This is a genomic window from Pseudomonas bharatica CSV86 (genome assembly GCF_000319305.2).
Taxonomy (GTDB): domain Bacteria; phylum Pseudomonadota; class Gammaproteobacteria; order Pseudomonadales; family Pseudomonadaceae; genus Aquipseudomonas; species Aquipseudomonas bharatica.
In genome coordinates this window covers 1,465,001-1,478,382 of sequence record NZ_AMWJ02000001.1, presented here as the reverse complement: position 1 = coordinate 1,478,382, position 13,382 = coordinate 1,465,001, and the positions used below count along the sequence as shown (strand labels likewise).

The following is a 13,382-nucleotide window of genomic DNA, read 5'->3' as shown; positions in this document are numbered from 1 at the left end:
TCCTTTTATTACGAGAACCAAGATGCCTGAATTCAATGCCCCGCTGCGCGATATGCGCTTCGTCCTTCATGAAGTGTTCCAGGGCCCGGCCCAATGGGCGCGACTGCCGGCCCTGGCGGCGACGGTCGACGGCGAGACCGCCGATGCCATCCTCGAAGAGGCGGCGAAGATTACCGGCCAATTGATCGCCCCGCTCAACCGTAGCGGCGACGAACAGGGCGTCGGCTTCGAGGCGGGCCAGGTCACCACCCCGGAAGGTTTCAAGGACGCCTGGCGTACGTACCGCGAGGGTGGATGGGTCGGCCTGGCCGGCAACCCGGAGCATGGCGGCATGGGCATGCCGAAGATGCTCGCAGTGCAGTTCGAGGAAATGCTTTACGCCGCCAACTGCTCCTTCAGCCTGTACTCGGCGCTGAGCGCCGGCTGCTGCCTGGCCATCGACGCCCATGCCAGCGATAGCCTGCGCGCGCTATACCTGCCACGCCTGTACAGCGGCGAATGGGCCGGTACCATGTGCCTGACCGAACCCCATGCGGGCACCGACTTGGGCATCATCCGCAGCAAGGCCGAACCGCTGGTCGACGGCAGCTACGCCATCAGCGGGACCAAGATCTTCATCACCGGTGGCGACCAGGACCTCACCGAGAACATCATTCACCTGGTCCTGGCCAGGCTGCCGGACGCGCCCGCCGGGCCCAAGGGCATCTCGCTGTTCCTGGTGCCCAAGCGCGTGGTCAACGATGACGGCAGCCTGGGCGTGGACAACGCGGTGAGCTGCGGTTCGGTCGAGCACAAGATGGGCATCAAGGCCTCGGCCACCTGCGTCATGAACTTCGATGGCGCGGTGGGTTACCTGGTCGGCGAACCCAATCGTGGACTGGCGGCGATGTTCACCATGATGAATTACGAACGGCTGTCCATCGGCATCCAGGGCATCGGTTGCGCCGAGGCGTCGTACCAGAGCGCGGCCGCCTACGCCCGGGATCGCCTGCAAAGCCGCGCAGCCACGGGTGCGCAAGCCAAGGACAGGATCGCCGATCCGATCATCGTGCATGCCGATGTGCGCCGCATGCTGCTGACCATGCGCGCCCTGACCGAAGGCGGGCGGGCATTCGCCACCTACGTCGGGCAACAGCTGGATATCGCCAAGTATGCCGAGGACGCCGGCGAGCGCGAAGCCGCGCAACGCCTGGTAGCCCTGCTGACGCCGGTGGCCAAGGCGTTCTTCACCGACACTGGCCTGGAAAGCTGCGTGCTGGGACAGCAGGTATTCGGCGGCCACGGCTATATTCGCGAATGGGGCCAGGAGCAACTGGTGCGCGATGTGCGGATCGCGCAGATCTACGAAGGCACCAACGGTATCCAGGCCCTGGACCTGCTCGGGCGCAAGGTGGTGGCCGATGGCGGACAGTCGCTGGCCCTGCTGGCCAGTGAAATCCGCACATTCTGCGAGAGCGAGCCGCCTTACGCCGCGCGCTTGCTGGAAGCGCTGGAACGACTGGAGAGCACCACCCAATGGCTGCGCGAGCAGGCTGGCGTCGATGCCAATGCGGTGGGTGCGGCGTCGGTGGAGTACCTGCACCTGTTCGGCTATGTCGCCTACGCCTACATGTGGTCGCGCATGGCGGCGGTAGCGAAGGCCCGGCATGCCGACGAGCCGGAATTCTACGAAGCCAAGCTGGCCACGGCGGCCTTCTATTTCGCCCGCCTGCTGCCGCGGACCCTGTCCCTGCAGGCCGGCATCCAGGCCGGGAGCGCCAGCCTGTATCAGCTCGACGCCGAGCATTTCTGAACGGCGGATATCCCGGCACGCCCGAGCGTGCCGGTTTTCCGACCGCCGGTTGGTTTGTGCGGAAAAGCCGGCTTTGCAGCGGATTTACTGCAAATAAATCTCACAACTGATAGTGATTCGCCATGATCTCGGTTCCGGAGCCCCGCCACGCAGGGGTAGAATGGCCAAAACCGGGAGTATCAATGAATCAGGCCAGCCCCAGCGACGACGAACTCAACGCCATTACCGATGCCGCTGCGCATTGGTGCATGCGCTTGCACGCTGACGACTGCACTGAACAGGAACAGGCCGAGTTCGCCGAGTGGCTGACGGCCAGCCCGCTGCACCGTCGTGAGTTCGAGGCGATGCAGGATATCTGGATAACTGCCGACCAGCTTCCCCGCTCGCCTGCCCCTGCGCAAATCCTGCAATTGCCGCTCAAGCCCCGGCAGCAGCCACAACGTGCCCGGCACTATGCGTCGGCGGCAGTCATCGCCTTGCTGGCCCTGCCCCTGGCCGGCTGGGTCGGCTGGGACCAAGGCTGGCTGCCCAACGATTACCAGTCGGTGCAAAGCACTGATAGCCGTCGCACCGTCACCCTTGGTGATGGCAGCGAGGTGGAATTGAACCTCGGCACCTCCCTGCGCTACATGAATTTCAAGGACCAGCGCCGGGTCACCCTGAGCAAGGGCGAGGCGTTCTTCACGGTCCATCACGATTCACGGCACCCGTTCGTGGTCCGCGCCGGCAACGGCCAGACCGAAGTCACCGGCACCCGTTTCAACGTCTGGAAGTACCGCGACCAGGTCAAGGTGACCCTGGTGGAAGGTTCGGTGCTGGTCAGCAGCGAGAGCTTCAAGCTCGGCAGCGGCTACCGTCTCGGCCCGGGCATGCAGGCCGCCTACCAAACCGGCGATCTCGAACCGAGCCTGAACCAGACTTATGCCAATGACCCCAGCCTGGCATGGCGCAATGGCAAGCTGGTGATCGACAACCTCACCCTCGACCAGGCCCTGCCGCTGATCAACCGCTACCTCGACAGCCCTCTGCGCCTGGCCGATGCCAGCACCGGCAGCGTGCGCATCAGCGGGATCTACAACACCAGCGATGTGAAAAAGCTGGTGCGCACCTTGCCCAAGGTGCTGCCGGTGTACCTGACCCAGGACAAGAACGGCGACACGGTGTTGAACCGGATTTCGCCGCCGCCGAAGAAGGGCTGATACTCCTCCGTCGCCAGGACCGGCCTCATCGCTGGCAAGCCAGCTCCCACAGGTCCGCGCTCGACACCATCGATCCTGAGCTTACAGCACCATCGCCGCCACCCACCCCGCCGCCAGCAGCGGCAGGTTGTAGTGGATGAAGGTGGGCACCACGGTGTCCCAGATGTGGTGATGCTGGCCATCGACGTTCAGCCCGGAAGTCGGCCCGAGGGTCGAGTCCGAGGCCGGCGACCCGGCATCACCCAGCGCCCCCGCCGTACCGACGATGCAGACCGTGGCGATCGGGTCGAAGCCCAGTTGCACGCACAACGGCACGAAGATCGCCGCAAGGATCGGCACGGTCGAGAACGAAGAACCGATGCCCATGGTCACCAGCAGGCCCACCAGCAGCATCAGCAACGCGCCGATGCCCTTGCTGTGGTCGATCCACACCGCCGACGCCTCGACCAGGGTCTTCACCTCCCCGGTGGCTTTCATCACTTCGGCAAAGCCGGAGGCAGCGATCATGATGAAGCCGATCATCGCCATCATCTTCATGCCTTCGGTGAACAGGTCGTCGGTGTCCTTCCAGCGGACGATGCCGGAAACCGAGAAGATCAGGAAACCCGCCAGCGCGCCGATGATCATCGAGTCCAGCCACAACTGGACGATGAACGCCGCCGCGATCGCACAGCCGGCAATCAGGAGCGTCAGCGGGTTGTAGCTGACCGCCACCTGCTCGACCTGCTCGATCTTTTCCAGATCGTATACGCGCTTCTTGCGATAACTGAAGAACACCGCAATCAGCAGCCCGGCGAGCATGCCCGCCGCCGGGATGGCCATGGCATGGGTGACGTTGACGCCACTGATATCGACGCCGCTACGGGCCACGTTGGCCAGCAGGATTTCGTTGAGGAAGATATTGCCGAAGCCCACTGGCAGGAACATGTACGGGGTGATCAGGCCGAAGGTGATGACGCAGGCCACCAGGCGCCGGTCGATCTGCAGCCGCGTCAGTACATAGAGCAGCGGCGGCACCAGCAGCGGAATGAAGGCGATATGGATTGGCAGCAGGTTCTGCGACGCGATCGCCACGACCAGCATCAGCCCGATCAATAGCCATTTGATTTTTCCGCCCTGGCCGTCGCGCTGCCCATGGAACATCGCCAGGGCCCGGTCGGCCAGGGCATGGGCCAGTCCGGATTTGGCGATGGCCACGGCGAAGGCGCCGAGCAAGGCGTAGGACAACGCCACCGTGGCCCCTCCACCCAGGCCGCCATTGAAGGCCTTGAGCGTACCCTCGATCCCCAGGCCCCCGACCAGCCCGCCCACAAGCGCACCAATGATCAGGGCGATGACCACATGCACGCGGGACAGGCTCAGCACCAGCATGATGCCGACCGCGGCAATGACTGCATTCATTCTTTCCAGCCTCTTGAAACGATGAAAAAGCACTAGCGTCGGCGACAGATATGCCCTGGGGCCCTGGCCGAATGACGGTATGTAATGTGGAAGGCGCACACTCTGAAGGAGGCCTCCCCCATTGTCAAAGCGCAGCGGCCCACAGCGGAGCAGGGGTCGCGTCGATGAACGAAAAGGACGCAATTAAATTGAACGTTTGAATAAAGAAACCGATGCAAAGGCCGATACAGTCGGCGTGTCTATCTCTAATGGTTCAAAGGATTTCGCCAATGTCGTTCAGACAGCTTTCCATCCAATGGAAGATCACTCTGCTGGCCGGACTTTGCCTTGCCGGCATCGTCACCCTGCTGGTCGGTCTTTCGCTGTATCGCATGGAGCACACGACGGAGCTGGTCAAGGCCAGCAGCATGCAGATGCTCACCGAAGCGGCCGAGAGCCGCATCGAGTCCCAGGGCGAAGTCCAGGCGCTGACCATCCGTCGGCAGTTCATGGATGCCTATCAGTACGGCGCCGGGTTTGCGCGCCAGGTGCTGTTCCTGCGTGAACAGGCAGAAAAGCGCTTCCTCGATGCCTTCGACCTGCGCGAGGACATGACCCGCCAGGTGCGCTCGGCACTGCAGGCCAACCCGGACCTGCTTGGCCTGTCGCTGGTGTTCGAACCCAACGCCCTCGACGGCAAGGACACGCTTTTCGCCAACCAGGATGCCCTGGGCAGCAACGAGACCGGACGCTTCGCCCTGTACTGGTCGCAACCGACCGCGGGCCAGTTGACCTCCATGGCCCTGCCGGAAAAGGACATGGCCGACACCAGCATCGGACCGAGCGGCGAGCCGGCCAACACCTGGTCGGTATGCCCGCGTACCACGCGCAAGTCTTGCATCACCGAGCCGTACTTCTACGAGATCGCCGGCCAGCAGGTACTGATGACCAGCATCGTGTTCCCGTTGATCGTCAACGACAAGGTCATCGCCACCCTGTCCATCGATATCAACCTGAACAGCCTGCAGGCCTTGAGCAAGGACGCCAGCGCCAGGCTCTATGGCGGACAGACGCGGATCGGCATCATCAGCCCGGCCGGCCTGCTTGCCGGCTACAGCCCGGACGCCAGCAAGCTGGCCAAGCGCTATGCGGACATCGACACGGCCAGCGGCGCCGAGCTGATGCGCCTGCTGGGTGATGGCACCGCGCTGCACAGCATCCAGCACGAAGGCCGCCTGAAGGTGCTTGCCTCGTTCGCTCCGACGCCCGGTGCCAAGCCTTGGGGCGTCCTGCTGGATGTACCGGAAAGCGCCCTGACCGGCCCGGCCGAAGCGCTCAAGCAGGAGCTGGACCAGCGCAATACCAGCGGCGCCATGATCGAACTGGCCCTGGGCCTGCTGGCGGCGGTGGTCGGCCTGCTGCTGATCTGGCTGCTGGCCCGCGGCGTGACCCGGCCGATCCTCCACGTTGCCCACCGCCTGCGCGAGATCGCCAGCGGCGATGGCGACCTGACCAGCCGCCTGGCCTACGCCAAGCAGGACGAATTGGGCGAACTGGCCGGCTGGTTCAATCGCTTCCTCGACAAACTGCAGCCGACCATCGCCGAAGTGAAAAGCTCGGTGCACGCAGCGCGAGATACTGCCGACAAGTCGTCGGCCATCGCCAGCCAGACCAGTGCCGGCATGGAGCAGCAATACCGTCAGGTCGACCAGGTCGCCACTGCGTCCCACGAGATGAGCGCTACCGCCCACGATGTCGCCCGCAGCGCGGCACAAGCGGCCCAGGCGGCGCGGGACGTGGACCAGGCGACCCGCCAGGGCCTGGCGGTGATCGACCAGACCACCAACAGCATCGGCACCCTGGCCGCCAACATGAGCACTGCCATGGGCCAGGTCGAAGGCCTGGCGGATAACAGCGAGAAAATCGGCTCGGTACTGGAAGTGATCCGCTCCATCGCCGAGCAGACCAACCTGCTGGCGCTCAACGCAGCCATCGAAGCGGCCCGTGCCGGTGAGGCCGGACGCGGCTTCGCGGTGGTTGCCGACGAGGTGCGCAACCTGGCCCAGCGCACCCAGGAATCGGTGGAAGAAACCCGTCATGTGATCGAGCAACTGCAGGCTGGCACCCGCGAGGTGGTGGGTGCCATGGACAGCAGCCATCGCCAGGCCCAGGGCAGCGTCGAACAGGTCGGCCAGGCGGTGACCGCGCTGCGCCAGATCGGCGAGGCGGTAGCGGTGATCACCGATATGAACCTGCAGATCGCCAGCGCCGCCGAGGAACAAAGTGCGGTCGCCGAAGAGATCAGCGGCAACGTAGCGACAATCCGCGATGTCACCGAATCCTTGTCGCACCAGGCGGAGGAATCGGCGCGGGTCAGCCAGGCGCTGAACAGCCTGGCCAACCAGCAGCAGGGCTTGATGGATCACTTCAAGGTGTAATCCGGCCCATCGGGCAGGGCCTCAGCGCCCTGCCCGCCTCGGCAGTTCGATATGCACCCGCAAGCCGCCCAGCGGACTTGCCTGCAGGTCCATCCGGCCACGCCAGGCCTCGACGATATCGCGCACGATGCCCAGCCCGAGCCCATGCCCGGCGACCTGTTCATCCAGGCGCGCGCCGCGCTCCAGCACACCCAGGCGCGCATCCTCGGGAATCCCCGGACCGTCGTCGTCGACCCACAGCAGGTAGCTCTCCAGCGTCTGGCGAATGCCCAGGCATACTTCGCCGTCGGCCCATTTGCAGGCGTTGTCCAGCAGATTGCCGAGCAGTTCCAGAAGGTCCTCGCGGTCCCAGGGCAGCGACAGGCCATCCGGCACATCGTGACGGATCAGCAGGCCATCACCATGGATCATGCCCAGGGTCGAGAGCAGGCCCGGGAGTTCCACATCGCAATCGAAGTGCGCCCCGGGCAAGGCATCGCCAGCCAGGCGGGCACGGTTGAGTTCACGGCTGAGGCGCTGCTGGATCTGCTCCAGTTGCTCGCGCAACTGCGCGGCCAGCTCCGGGGCGTCCTTCAGACGCTCGCTGGATGCCAGGCTAAGCAGCACCGCCAGGGGCGTCTTGAGCGCATGGCCGAGATTGCCCAGCGCATTGCGCGAGCGGCGCAGGCTGTCCTCCGTGTGGGCCAGCAGGTGGTTGATCTGGGCAACCAGGGGTTCCAGCTCGCCAGGCACTTCGCTGTCCAACTGGGTGCGCTTGCCCTGTTGCAATTGGGCAATCTGCTCGCGGGAACGCTCCAGCGGACGCAACGATCGGGTGACGATCAGGCGTTGCAGCACCAGCACCAGCACCAACGCCAGCAGGCCGAGGCCCAGGCCGATCTGCTGCATGCGGCGAAAGCCATCGCGCATGGGCGTATAGTCCTGGGCGACGCTGATGGAAATGGCCTGGCCCTGGCGCCGGTAATCGGCGCGCAGCACCAGCAACTGCTGGCCTGCCGGGCCGAGTTCAAGACCGTCGTGCAGGCCGGCGGTGGCCGGCTTGGGCAACTCGGTGTCCCACAATGAGCGAGACCGCCAGGTCTGGCTGTCGAAGTCGATACGGAAGTAATAGCCGGAAAACTGCCGGTTGTAGGCCGCGGAGATGCGCCGCTGATCCAGCTCCATGCCGTTGGGCCCCTGGACCAGGGCCATCAGCAGGTTTTCGCTTTCCTTGCGCAGGCCGCTTTCCAGATAGCGGTGCAGCCCCACCTCGAACAGCCACAGGCTGACCTGGGCCAGGGCCAGCCCGACCACCACCAATGTTCCAACCAGGCCGAGGCTGAGGCGCGACTGGATCGACCTCACTGCAACGCCCCGCCAAAGCGGTAACCCTGGCCGCGATGGGTTTCGATCACGCTGCGGCCAAGCTTGCGACGCAGGTGGTTGACATGGACTTCCAGCACATTGGAATCGCGTTCGGTTTCACCGTTGTAGAGGTGCTCGGCGAGATGGCTCTTCGACAGGATCTGCTGCGGGTGCAGCATGAAATAGCGCAGCAGGCGGAATTCCGCGGCGGTGAGTTGCACATCCTCGCCGCTGCGGCTGACGCACTGACGGCCTTCATCCAGATGCAGGCCGGCGGCCTCCAGGGTCGGCTGGTTGGCCAGGCCGCGAGCGCGGCGCAGCAGGGACTGGATGCGCAGTTGCAGTTCTTCGGGATGGAAAGGCTTGCTCAGGTAGTCGTCGGCGCCGGCCTTGAGTCCTTCGATCCGGTCGGCCCAGGAGCCGCGCGCGGTCAGGATCAGCACCGGCGTGACCAAACCGCCGGCACGCCACTGGCGCAGCACTTCGAGCCCCGGGATACCGGGCAGGCCAAGGTCCAGCACGATCAGGTCGTAAGGTTCGCTGGCGCCCTGGTACACGGCGTCGCGGCCATCGGCCAGCCAGTCCACCGCATAGCCCAGGCGTTGCAGGCTGGCCGTCAGTTCATCGGCGAGCGAGACGTTGTCCTCGACCAATAGCAGGCGCATCAATCATCTTCCTCATCTTTGAGCAGGGTGCCGCTGGCGGCATCGAGCTTGATTTCGCGTACGACACCTTCACCGGTCAGCAACTCGACTTCGTAGACATAGACATCGTCATCCTCTTCCAGCTCCGCTTCCAGCAGGCGCGCCCCGGGATAGCGTCCCAGGGCGGCTTGCAGCAGTTGTTCAAGCGGCAGGATGACCCCGTCGCGACGCAGGGCCAGGGCTTCGTCCTGGTCGAGGTCGCGGGCCAGGGCCAGGGAGCATACCGCCAACAGTGCCAGCAGCGGCCAGCGGATGCCCAGGGCAAGACGTGTCATCAGCTATCTCGTTCGTTCTTCAGCACTTCACCGGTCTTGGCGTCCAGGTCCACATCCCACTCGACGTTCTGCGCGTCCCGCAGTTCGACCTTATAGATGTAGCGGCCGTACTCTTCTTCCAGTTCGCTGTCGGTGACGGTCGAACCAGAGTGCTGCTCAAGGGCCTTCTGTTTCAGGACATCGAGCGACTGGATCTGCTGGCTCTGCACCAGCTTCACTACTTGGTCGGGTTGCACGTCCTTGGCCAGGGCGACATTGGCACCCAGGGCAAGGGTAGCGGCGGCGAACAGGGCAGTGAAAGTTTTCATCATGTTTCTCCATCGTTATCAATCGGGTACGGTGGAAAGTCTAACCAGCCGAACTTAATTGAAGCTGAAAATAGCTGGCGACATGATAGCGCGGTACGCTGCGGCTTATACTCGCCAGTCAACCCGTAGCGAGCCGATCCAATGACCGCCATCCATACACCCTTTCCTGCGCTGACCCTCAAGGCTGGCAAACGCGCATTGGCGCGCATACGCGAAAACGGGCTGAGCGCGGCAGATGTCGGAGTGCTACCGGGTGCTGCAGGTGGCCCCAAGGCGCTGGGTATCCAGGGGCTGGACCTGGCCTTGTTCGGTGAATGGCTGCCCCGGGCGCCACGGGAGCGGGCGCTGATAGGCGCCTCGATTGGTTCCTGGCGCTTCGCCAGTGCCTGCCTGCCGGATCCGACCAAAGCGATCCGCCGCCTGGGTGAGCTGTACACGGCGCAAGACTTCGCCAAAGGCGTGACCCAAGCCGAAGTCAGCCGCAGTTGCCAGCGCATGCTTGATGATCTGCTTGAAGGCCGCGATGCCAGAGTCCTGGATAACCCGCTGTATCGCTTGAACATCATGGTAGTGAAGAGCCATGGCCTGCTTGCCGAGGATCACCGCGCGCGCCTGGGGCTGGGGCTGTCCTCGGTGATTGCCGATAACCTCATCGGTCGGCCACGCCTGGCCAGGCACTTCGAACGCATCATTCTGCACGACGCCCGCAGCGCGCCGCCGCTTGGAACCCTGACGGACTTCCCGTCGCGCTGCCTGCCATTGGCGACCGACAACCTGCGCCATGCCTTGCTGGCGTCCGGCTCGATCCCGATGGTCATGGAAGGCGTGCGCGACATCCCGGGAGCAGGCTCCGGCACCTATCGCGATGGCGGTCTGCTCGACTATCACCTCGACCTGCCCTATAGCGGTGGCGACATCGTGCTCTACCCGCATTTCACCGACAAGGTGATTCCCGGCTGGTTCGACAAGGCCCTGCCCTGGCGGCGCGGCGATACAGAAAGGCTGAAGAACGTGGTACTGCTGGCACCGTCGCCCCAGTATCTGGCCCGGCTGCCCTATGGCAAGTTGCCCGATCGAAGCGACTTCAAGCGCTTCATGGGCGATGCTGCCAGCCGCCAACGTTACTGGCGTACCGCAATGACCGAAAGCCAGCGCCTGGGCGACAGTTTCCTGGAGCTGGTCGAGCGAGGGCTGGGCGACCATCTGCAACCCTTGTCGTGACCTTGCTGGTAAACTGCGCGACAGCATTGGCTTTCAGAGTTGGATATTTTGGAAATCTTCAAAGAATTTACCTTCGAATCGGCGCACCGGCTGCCGAACGTTCCCGCCGGCCACAAGTGCGGTCGCCTGCATGGCCACTCGTTCAAGGTCGCCCTGCACCTGACCGGCCCACTCGATCCTCATACCGGCTGGATCCGCGACTTCTCCGAGATCAAGGCGATCTTCAAGCCACTCTACGAACAACTCGACCACAACTATCTCAACGATATTCCCGGTCTGGAAAACCCGACCAGCGAAGTGATCGCCAAATGGATCTGGGACCAGGTCAAGCCGCTGCTGCCGGAGTTGAGCAAAGTGCGGATTCATGAGACATGCACCAGCGGATGCGAATACACCGGCGACTGATGGTTTAGCGCTTCACCAGAAAGGGCTTGCTCTGGTTACCAGGCAAGCCCTTTTTCGTAGCTGTATTCTCGTGATCCATAAAGACAAAACCCCTACCTGCATACGCAGATAGGGGTTTCGGAATTTAATCTTGACGATGACCTACTCTCACATGGAGAAGCTCCACACTACCATCGGCGATGCATCGTTTCACTGCTGAGTTCGGGATGGGATCAGGTGGTTCCAATGCTCTATGGTCGTCAAGAAATTCTGTGTGCCAACTCGTCTTTCGACGCCTCGGCAAATCGGGTATGTGACATTTGTGGTTTGCACGAACTTTCGGTTCATTGCGTCTTCACCACCACAATCCGGCTTCTCAGCTCAGATTGCTTGGGTGTTATATGGTCAAGCCTCACGGGCAATTAGTATTGGTTAGCTCAACGCCTCACAGCGCTTACACACCCAACCTATCAACGTCGTAGTCTTCGACGGCCCTTCAGGGAGCTCAAGGCTCCAGTGAGATCTCATCTTGAGGCAAGTTTCCCGCTTAGATGCTTTCAGCGGTTATCTCTTCCGAACATAGCTACCCGGCAATGCCACTGGCGTGACAACCGGAACACCAGAGGTTCGTCCACTCCGGTCCTCTCGTACTAGGAGCAGCCCCTCTCAAATCTCAAACGTCCACGGCAGATAGGGACCGAACTGTCTCACGACGTTCTAAACCCAGCTCGCGTACCACTTTAAATGGCGAACAGCCATACCCTTGGGACCGGCTTCAGCCCCAGGATGTGATGAGCCGACATCGAGGTGCCAAACACCGCCGTCGATATGAACTCTTGGGCGGTATCAGCCTGTTATCCCCGGAGTACCTTTTATCCGTTGAGCGATGGCCCTTCCATACAGAACCACCGGATCACTAAGACCTACTTTCGTACCTGCTCGACGTGTCTGTCTCGCAGTCAAGCGCGCTTTTGCCTTTATACTCTGCGACCGATTTCCGACCGGTCTGAGCGCACCTTCGTACTCCTCCGTTACTCTTTAGGAGGAGACCGCCCCAGTCAAACTACCCACCATACACTGTCCTCGATCCGGATGACGGACCTGAGTTAGAACCTCAAAGTTGCCAGGGTGGTATTTCAAGGATGGCTCCACGCGAACTGGCGTCCACGCTTCAAAGCCTCCCACCTATCCTACACAAGCAAATTCAAAGTCCAGTGCAAAGCTATAGTAAAGGTTCACGGGGTCTTTCCGTCTAGCCGCGGATACACTGCATCTTCACAGCGATTTCAATTTCACTGAGTCTCGGGTGGAGACAGCGCCGCCATCGTTACGCCATTCGTGCAGGTCGGAACTTACCCGACAAGGAATTTCGCTACCTTAGGACCGTTATAGTTACGGCCGCCGTTTACCGGGGCTTCGATCAAGAGCTTCGCGTTAGCTAACCCCATCAATTAACCTTCCGGCACCGGGCAGGCGTCACACCCTATACGTCCACTTTCGTGTTTGCAGAGTGCTGTGTTTTTAATAAACAGTCGCAGCGGCCTGGTATCTTCGACCGACATGGGCTTACGGAGCAAGTCCTTCACCCTCGCCGGCGCACCTTCTCCCGAAGTTACGGTGCCATTTTGCCTAGTTCCTTCACCCGAGTTCTCTCAAGCGCCTTGGTATTCTCTACCCAACCACCTGTGTCGGTTTGGGGTACGGTTCCCGGTTATCTGAAGCTTAGAAGCTTTTCTTGGAAGCATGGCATCAACCACTTCGTCGCCTAAAGGCAACTCGTCATCAGCTCTCGGCCTTGAAATCCCGGATTTACCTAAGATTCCAGCCTACCACCTTAAACTTGGACAACCAACGCCAAGCTGGCCTAGCCTTCTCCGTCCCTCCATCGCAATAACCGGAAGTACAGGAATATTAACCTGTTTTCCATCGACTACGCTTTTCAGCCTCGCCTTAGGGACCGACTAACCCTGCGTCGATTAACGTTGCGCAGGAAACCTTGGTCTTTCGGCGTGGGAGTTTTTCACTCCCATTGTCGTTACTCATGTCAGCATTCGCACTTCTGATACCTCCAGCAAGCTTCTCAACTCACCTTCACAGGCTTACAGAACGCTCCTCTACCGCATCACCTGAGTGATACCCGTAGCTTCGGTGCATGGTTTGAGCCCCGTTACATCTTCCGCGCAGGCCGACTCGACTAGTGAGCTATTACGCTTTCTTTAAAGGGTGGCTGCTTCTAAGCCAACCTCCTAGCTGTCTAAGCCTTCCCACATCGTTTCCCACTTAACCATGACTTTGGGACCTTAGCTGACGGTCTGGGTTGTTTCCCTTTTCACGACG

At 62.0% G+C, this 13,382-nt stretch carries 10 protein-coding genes, 2 rRNA genes and 1 pseudogene (1 of these 13 cut by a window edge); 6 read left to right on the top strand and 7 right to left on the bottom strand.

The window, feature by feature from the left end:
- Positions 1-22: 22 nt before the first annotated feature.
- Together CSV86_RS06505 and CSV86_RS06500 are read left to right on the top strand one after the other, a co-directional pair.
- Positions 23-1,792, top strand: a complete 1,770-nt coding sequence (locus CSV86_RS06505) for an acyl-CoA dehydrogenase C-terminal domain-containing protein (RefSeq protein ID WP_009401071.1) — start codon at positions 23-25, stop codon at positions 1,790-1,792.
- Between the two features lie 182 nt (positions 1,793-1,974).
- Positions 1,975-2,991, top strand: coding sequence for a FecR family protein (locus CSV86_RS06500; protein WP_009401072.1), 1,017 nt, complete (start codon positions 1,975-1,977; stop codon positions 2,989-2,991).
- An 81-nt stretch (positions 2,992-3,072) separates the two neighbouring features.
- Here the strand turns inward: CSV86_RS06500 and CSV86_RS06495 are convergent, their stop codons facing one another.
- The gene (locus CSV86_RS06495) at positions 3,073-4,392 is read right to left on the bottom strand and encodes a Na+/H+ antiporter family protein (RefSeq protein ID WP_009401073.1); all 1,320 of its coding nucleotides are present in this window, start codon (positions 4,390-4,392) and stop codon (positions 3,073-3,075) included.
- A 212-nt stretch (positions 4,393-4,604) separates the two neighbouring features.
- Between CSV86_RS06495 and CSV86_RS33285 the strand changes: the two are divergent.
- Both CSV86_RS33285 and CSV86_RS33280 read left to right on the top strand, forming a co-directional pair.
- Positions 4,605-5,951, top strand: a pseudogene (locus tag CSV86_RS33285) (methyl-accepting chemotaxis protein); the annotation flags it as partial.
- Positions 5,952-6,053: 102 nt separating this feature from the next.
- The gene (locus CSV86_RS33280) at positions 6,054-6,809 is read left to right on the top strand and encodes a methyl-accepting chemotaxis protein (protein WP_376699749.1); all 756 of its coding nucleotides are present in this window, start codon (positions 6,054-6,056) and stop codon (positions 6,807-6,809) included.
- Between the two features lie 21 nt (positions 6,810-6,830).
- Here the strand turns inward: CSV86_RS33280 and CSV86_RS06485 are convergent, their stop codons facing one another.
- From CSV86_RS06485 to CSV86_RS06470, 4 genes are read right to left on the bottom strand one after another with little or no spacing between them, the layout of a single operon-like run.
- A complete protein-coding gene (locus CSV86_RS06485; RefSeq protein ID WP_037060684.1) occupies positions 6,831-8,153 on the bottom strand; it encodes a sensor histidine kinase in 1,323 nt (440 codons plus the stop codon).
- Positions 8,150-8,818 (bottom strand): response regulator transcription factor, encoded by a 669-nt coding sequence (locus tag CSV86_RS06480; protein ID WP_009401076.1) that lies wholly within the window; start codon positions 8,816-8,818, stop codon positions 8,150-8,152. Before CSV86_RS06480 ends, CSV86_RS06485 begins: the two co-directional genes overlap by 4 nt.
- Positions 8,818-9,132 carry a PepSY domain-containing protein gene (locus tag CSV86_RS06475; protein ID WP_009401078.1) on the bottom strand — a complete coding sequence of 105 codons (315 nt, stop codon included), beginning with the start codon at positions 9,130-9,132 and terminating at the stop codon, positions 8,818-8,820. Before CSV86_RS06475 ends, CSV86_RS06480 begins: the two co-directional genes overlap by 1 nt.
- Complete coding sequence (locus CSV86_RS06470) at positions 9,132-9,440, bottom strand: PepSY domain-containing protein (RefSeq protein WP_009401080.1); 309 nt, start codon at positions 9,438-9,440, stop codon at positions 9,132-9,134. The genes CSV86_RS06475 and CSV86_RS06470 overlap by 1 nt, the downstream gene beginning before the upstream one ends.
- 141 nt (positions 9,441-9,581) lie before the next feature.
- Here CSV86_RS06470 and CSV86_RS06465 point away from each other — a divergent pair, with 141 nt between their 5' ends.
- Positions 9,582-10,661, top strand: coding sequence for a patatin-like phospholipase domain-containing protein (locus CSV86_RS06465; RefSeq protein WP_009401081.1), 1,080 nt, complete (start codon positions 9,582-9,584; stop codon positions 10,659-10,661).
- Between the two features lie 48 nt (positions 10,662-10,709).
- Entirely contained in the window at positions 10,710-11,066 is a 357-nt protein-coding gene (queD, locus tag CSV86_RS06460) for a 6-carboxytetrahydropterin synthase QueD (RefSeq protein ID WP_009401082.1), read from the top strand.
- Positions 11,067-11,194: 128 nt separating this feature from the next.
- Here queD and rrf read toward each other — a convergent pair.
- Together rrf and CSV86_RS06450 are read right to left on the bottom strand one after the other, a co-directional pair.
- Positions 11,195-11,310, bottom strand: a 5S ribosomal RNA gene (rrf, locus tag CSV86_RS06455).
- Positions 11,311-11,446: 136 nt separating this feature from the next.
- A 23S ribosomal RNA gene (locus CSV86_RS06450) occupies positions 11,447-13,382 on the bottom strand; it runs 955 nt beyond the window's last position.

Excerpts from the sequence above, each read along its gene's own strand:
- CSV86_RS06505 (WP_009401071.1), top strand. The coding sequence starts at position 23 with ATGCCTGAATTCAATGCCCCGCTGCGCGATATGCGCTTCGTCCTTCAT.
- CSV86_RS06500 (WP_009401072.1), top strand. The coding sequence starts at position 1,975 with ATGAATCAGGCCAGCCCCAGCGACGACGAACTCAACGCCATTACCGAT.
- CSV86_RS06495 (WP_009401073.1), bottom strand. The coding sequence starts at position 4,392 with ATGAATGCAGTCATTGCCGCGGTCGGCATCATGCTGGTGCTGAGCCTG.
- CSV86_RS33280 (WP_376699749.1), top strand. The coding sequence starts at position 6,054 with ATGGAGCAGCAATACCGTCAGGTCGACCAGGTCGCCACTGCGTCCCAC.
- CSV86_RS06480 (WP_009401076.1), bottom strand. The coding sequence starts at position 8,818 with ATGCGCCTGCTATTGGTCGAGGACAACGTCTCGCTCGCCGATGAACTG.
- CSV86_RS06475 (WP_009401078.1), bottom strand. The coding sequence starts at position 9,132 with ATGACACGTCTTGCCCTGGGCATCCGCTGGCCGCTGCTGGCACTGTTG.
- CSV86_RS06470 (WP_009401080.1), bottom strand. The coding sequence starts at position 9,440 with ATGAAAACTTTCACTGCCCTGTTCGCCGCCGCTACCCTTGCCCTGGGT.
- CSV86_RS06465 (WP_009401081.1), top strand. The coding sequence starts at position 9,582 with ATGACCGCCATCCATACACCCTTTCCTGCGCTGACCCTCAAGGCTGGC.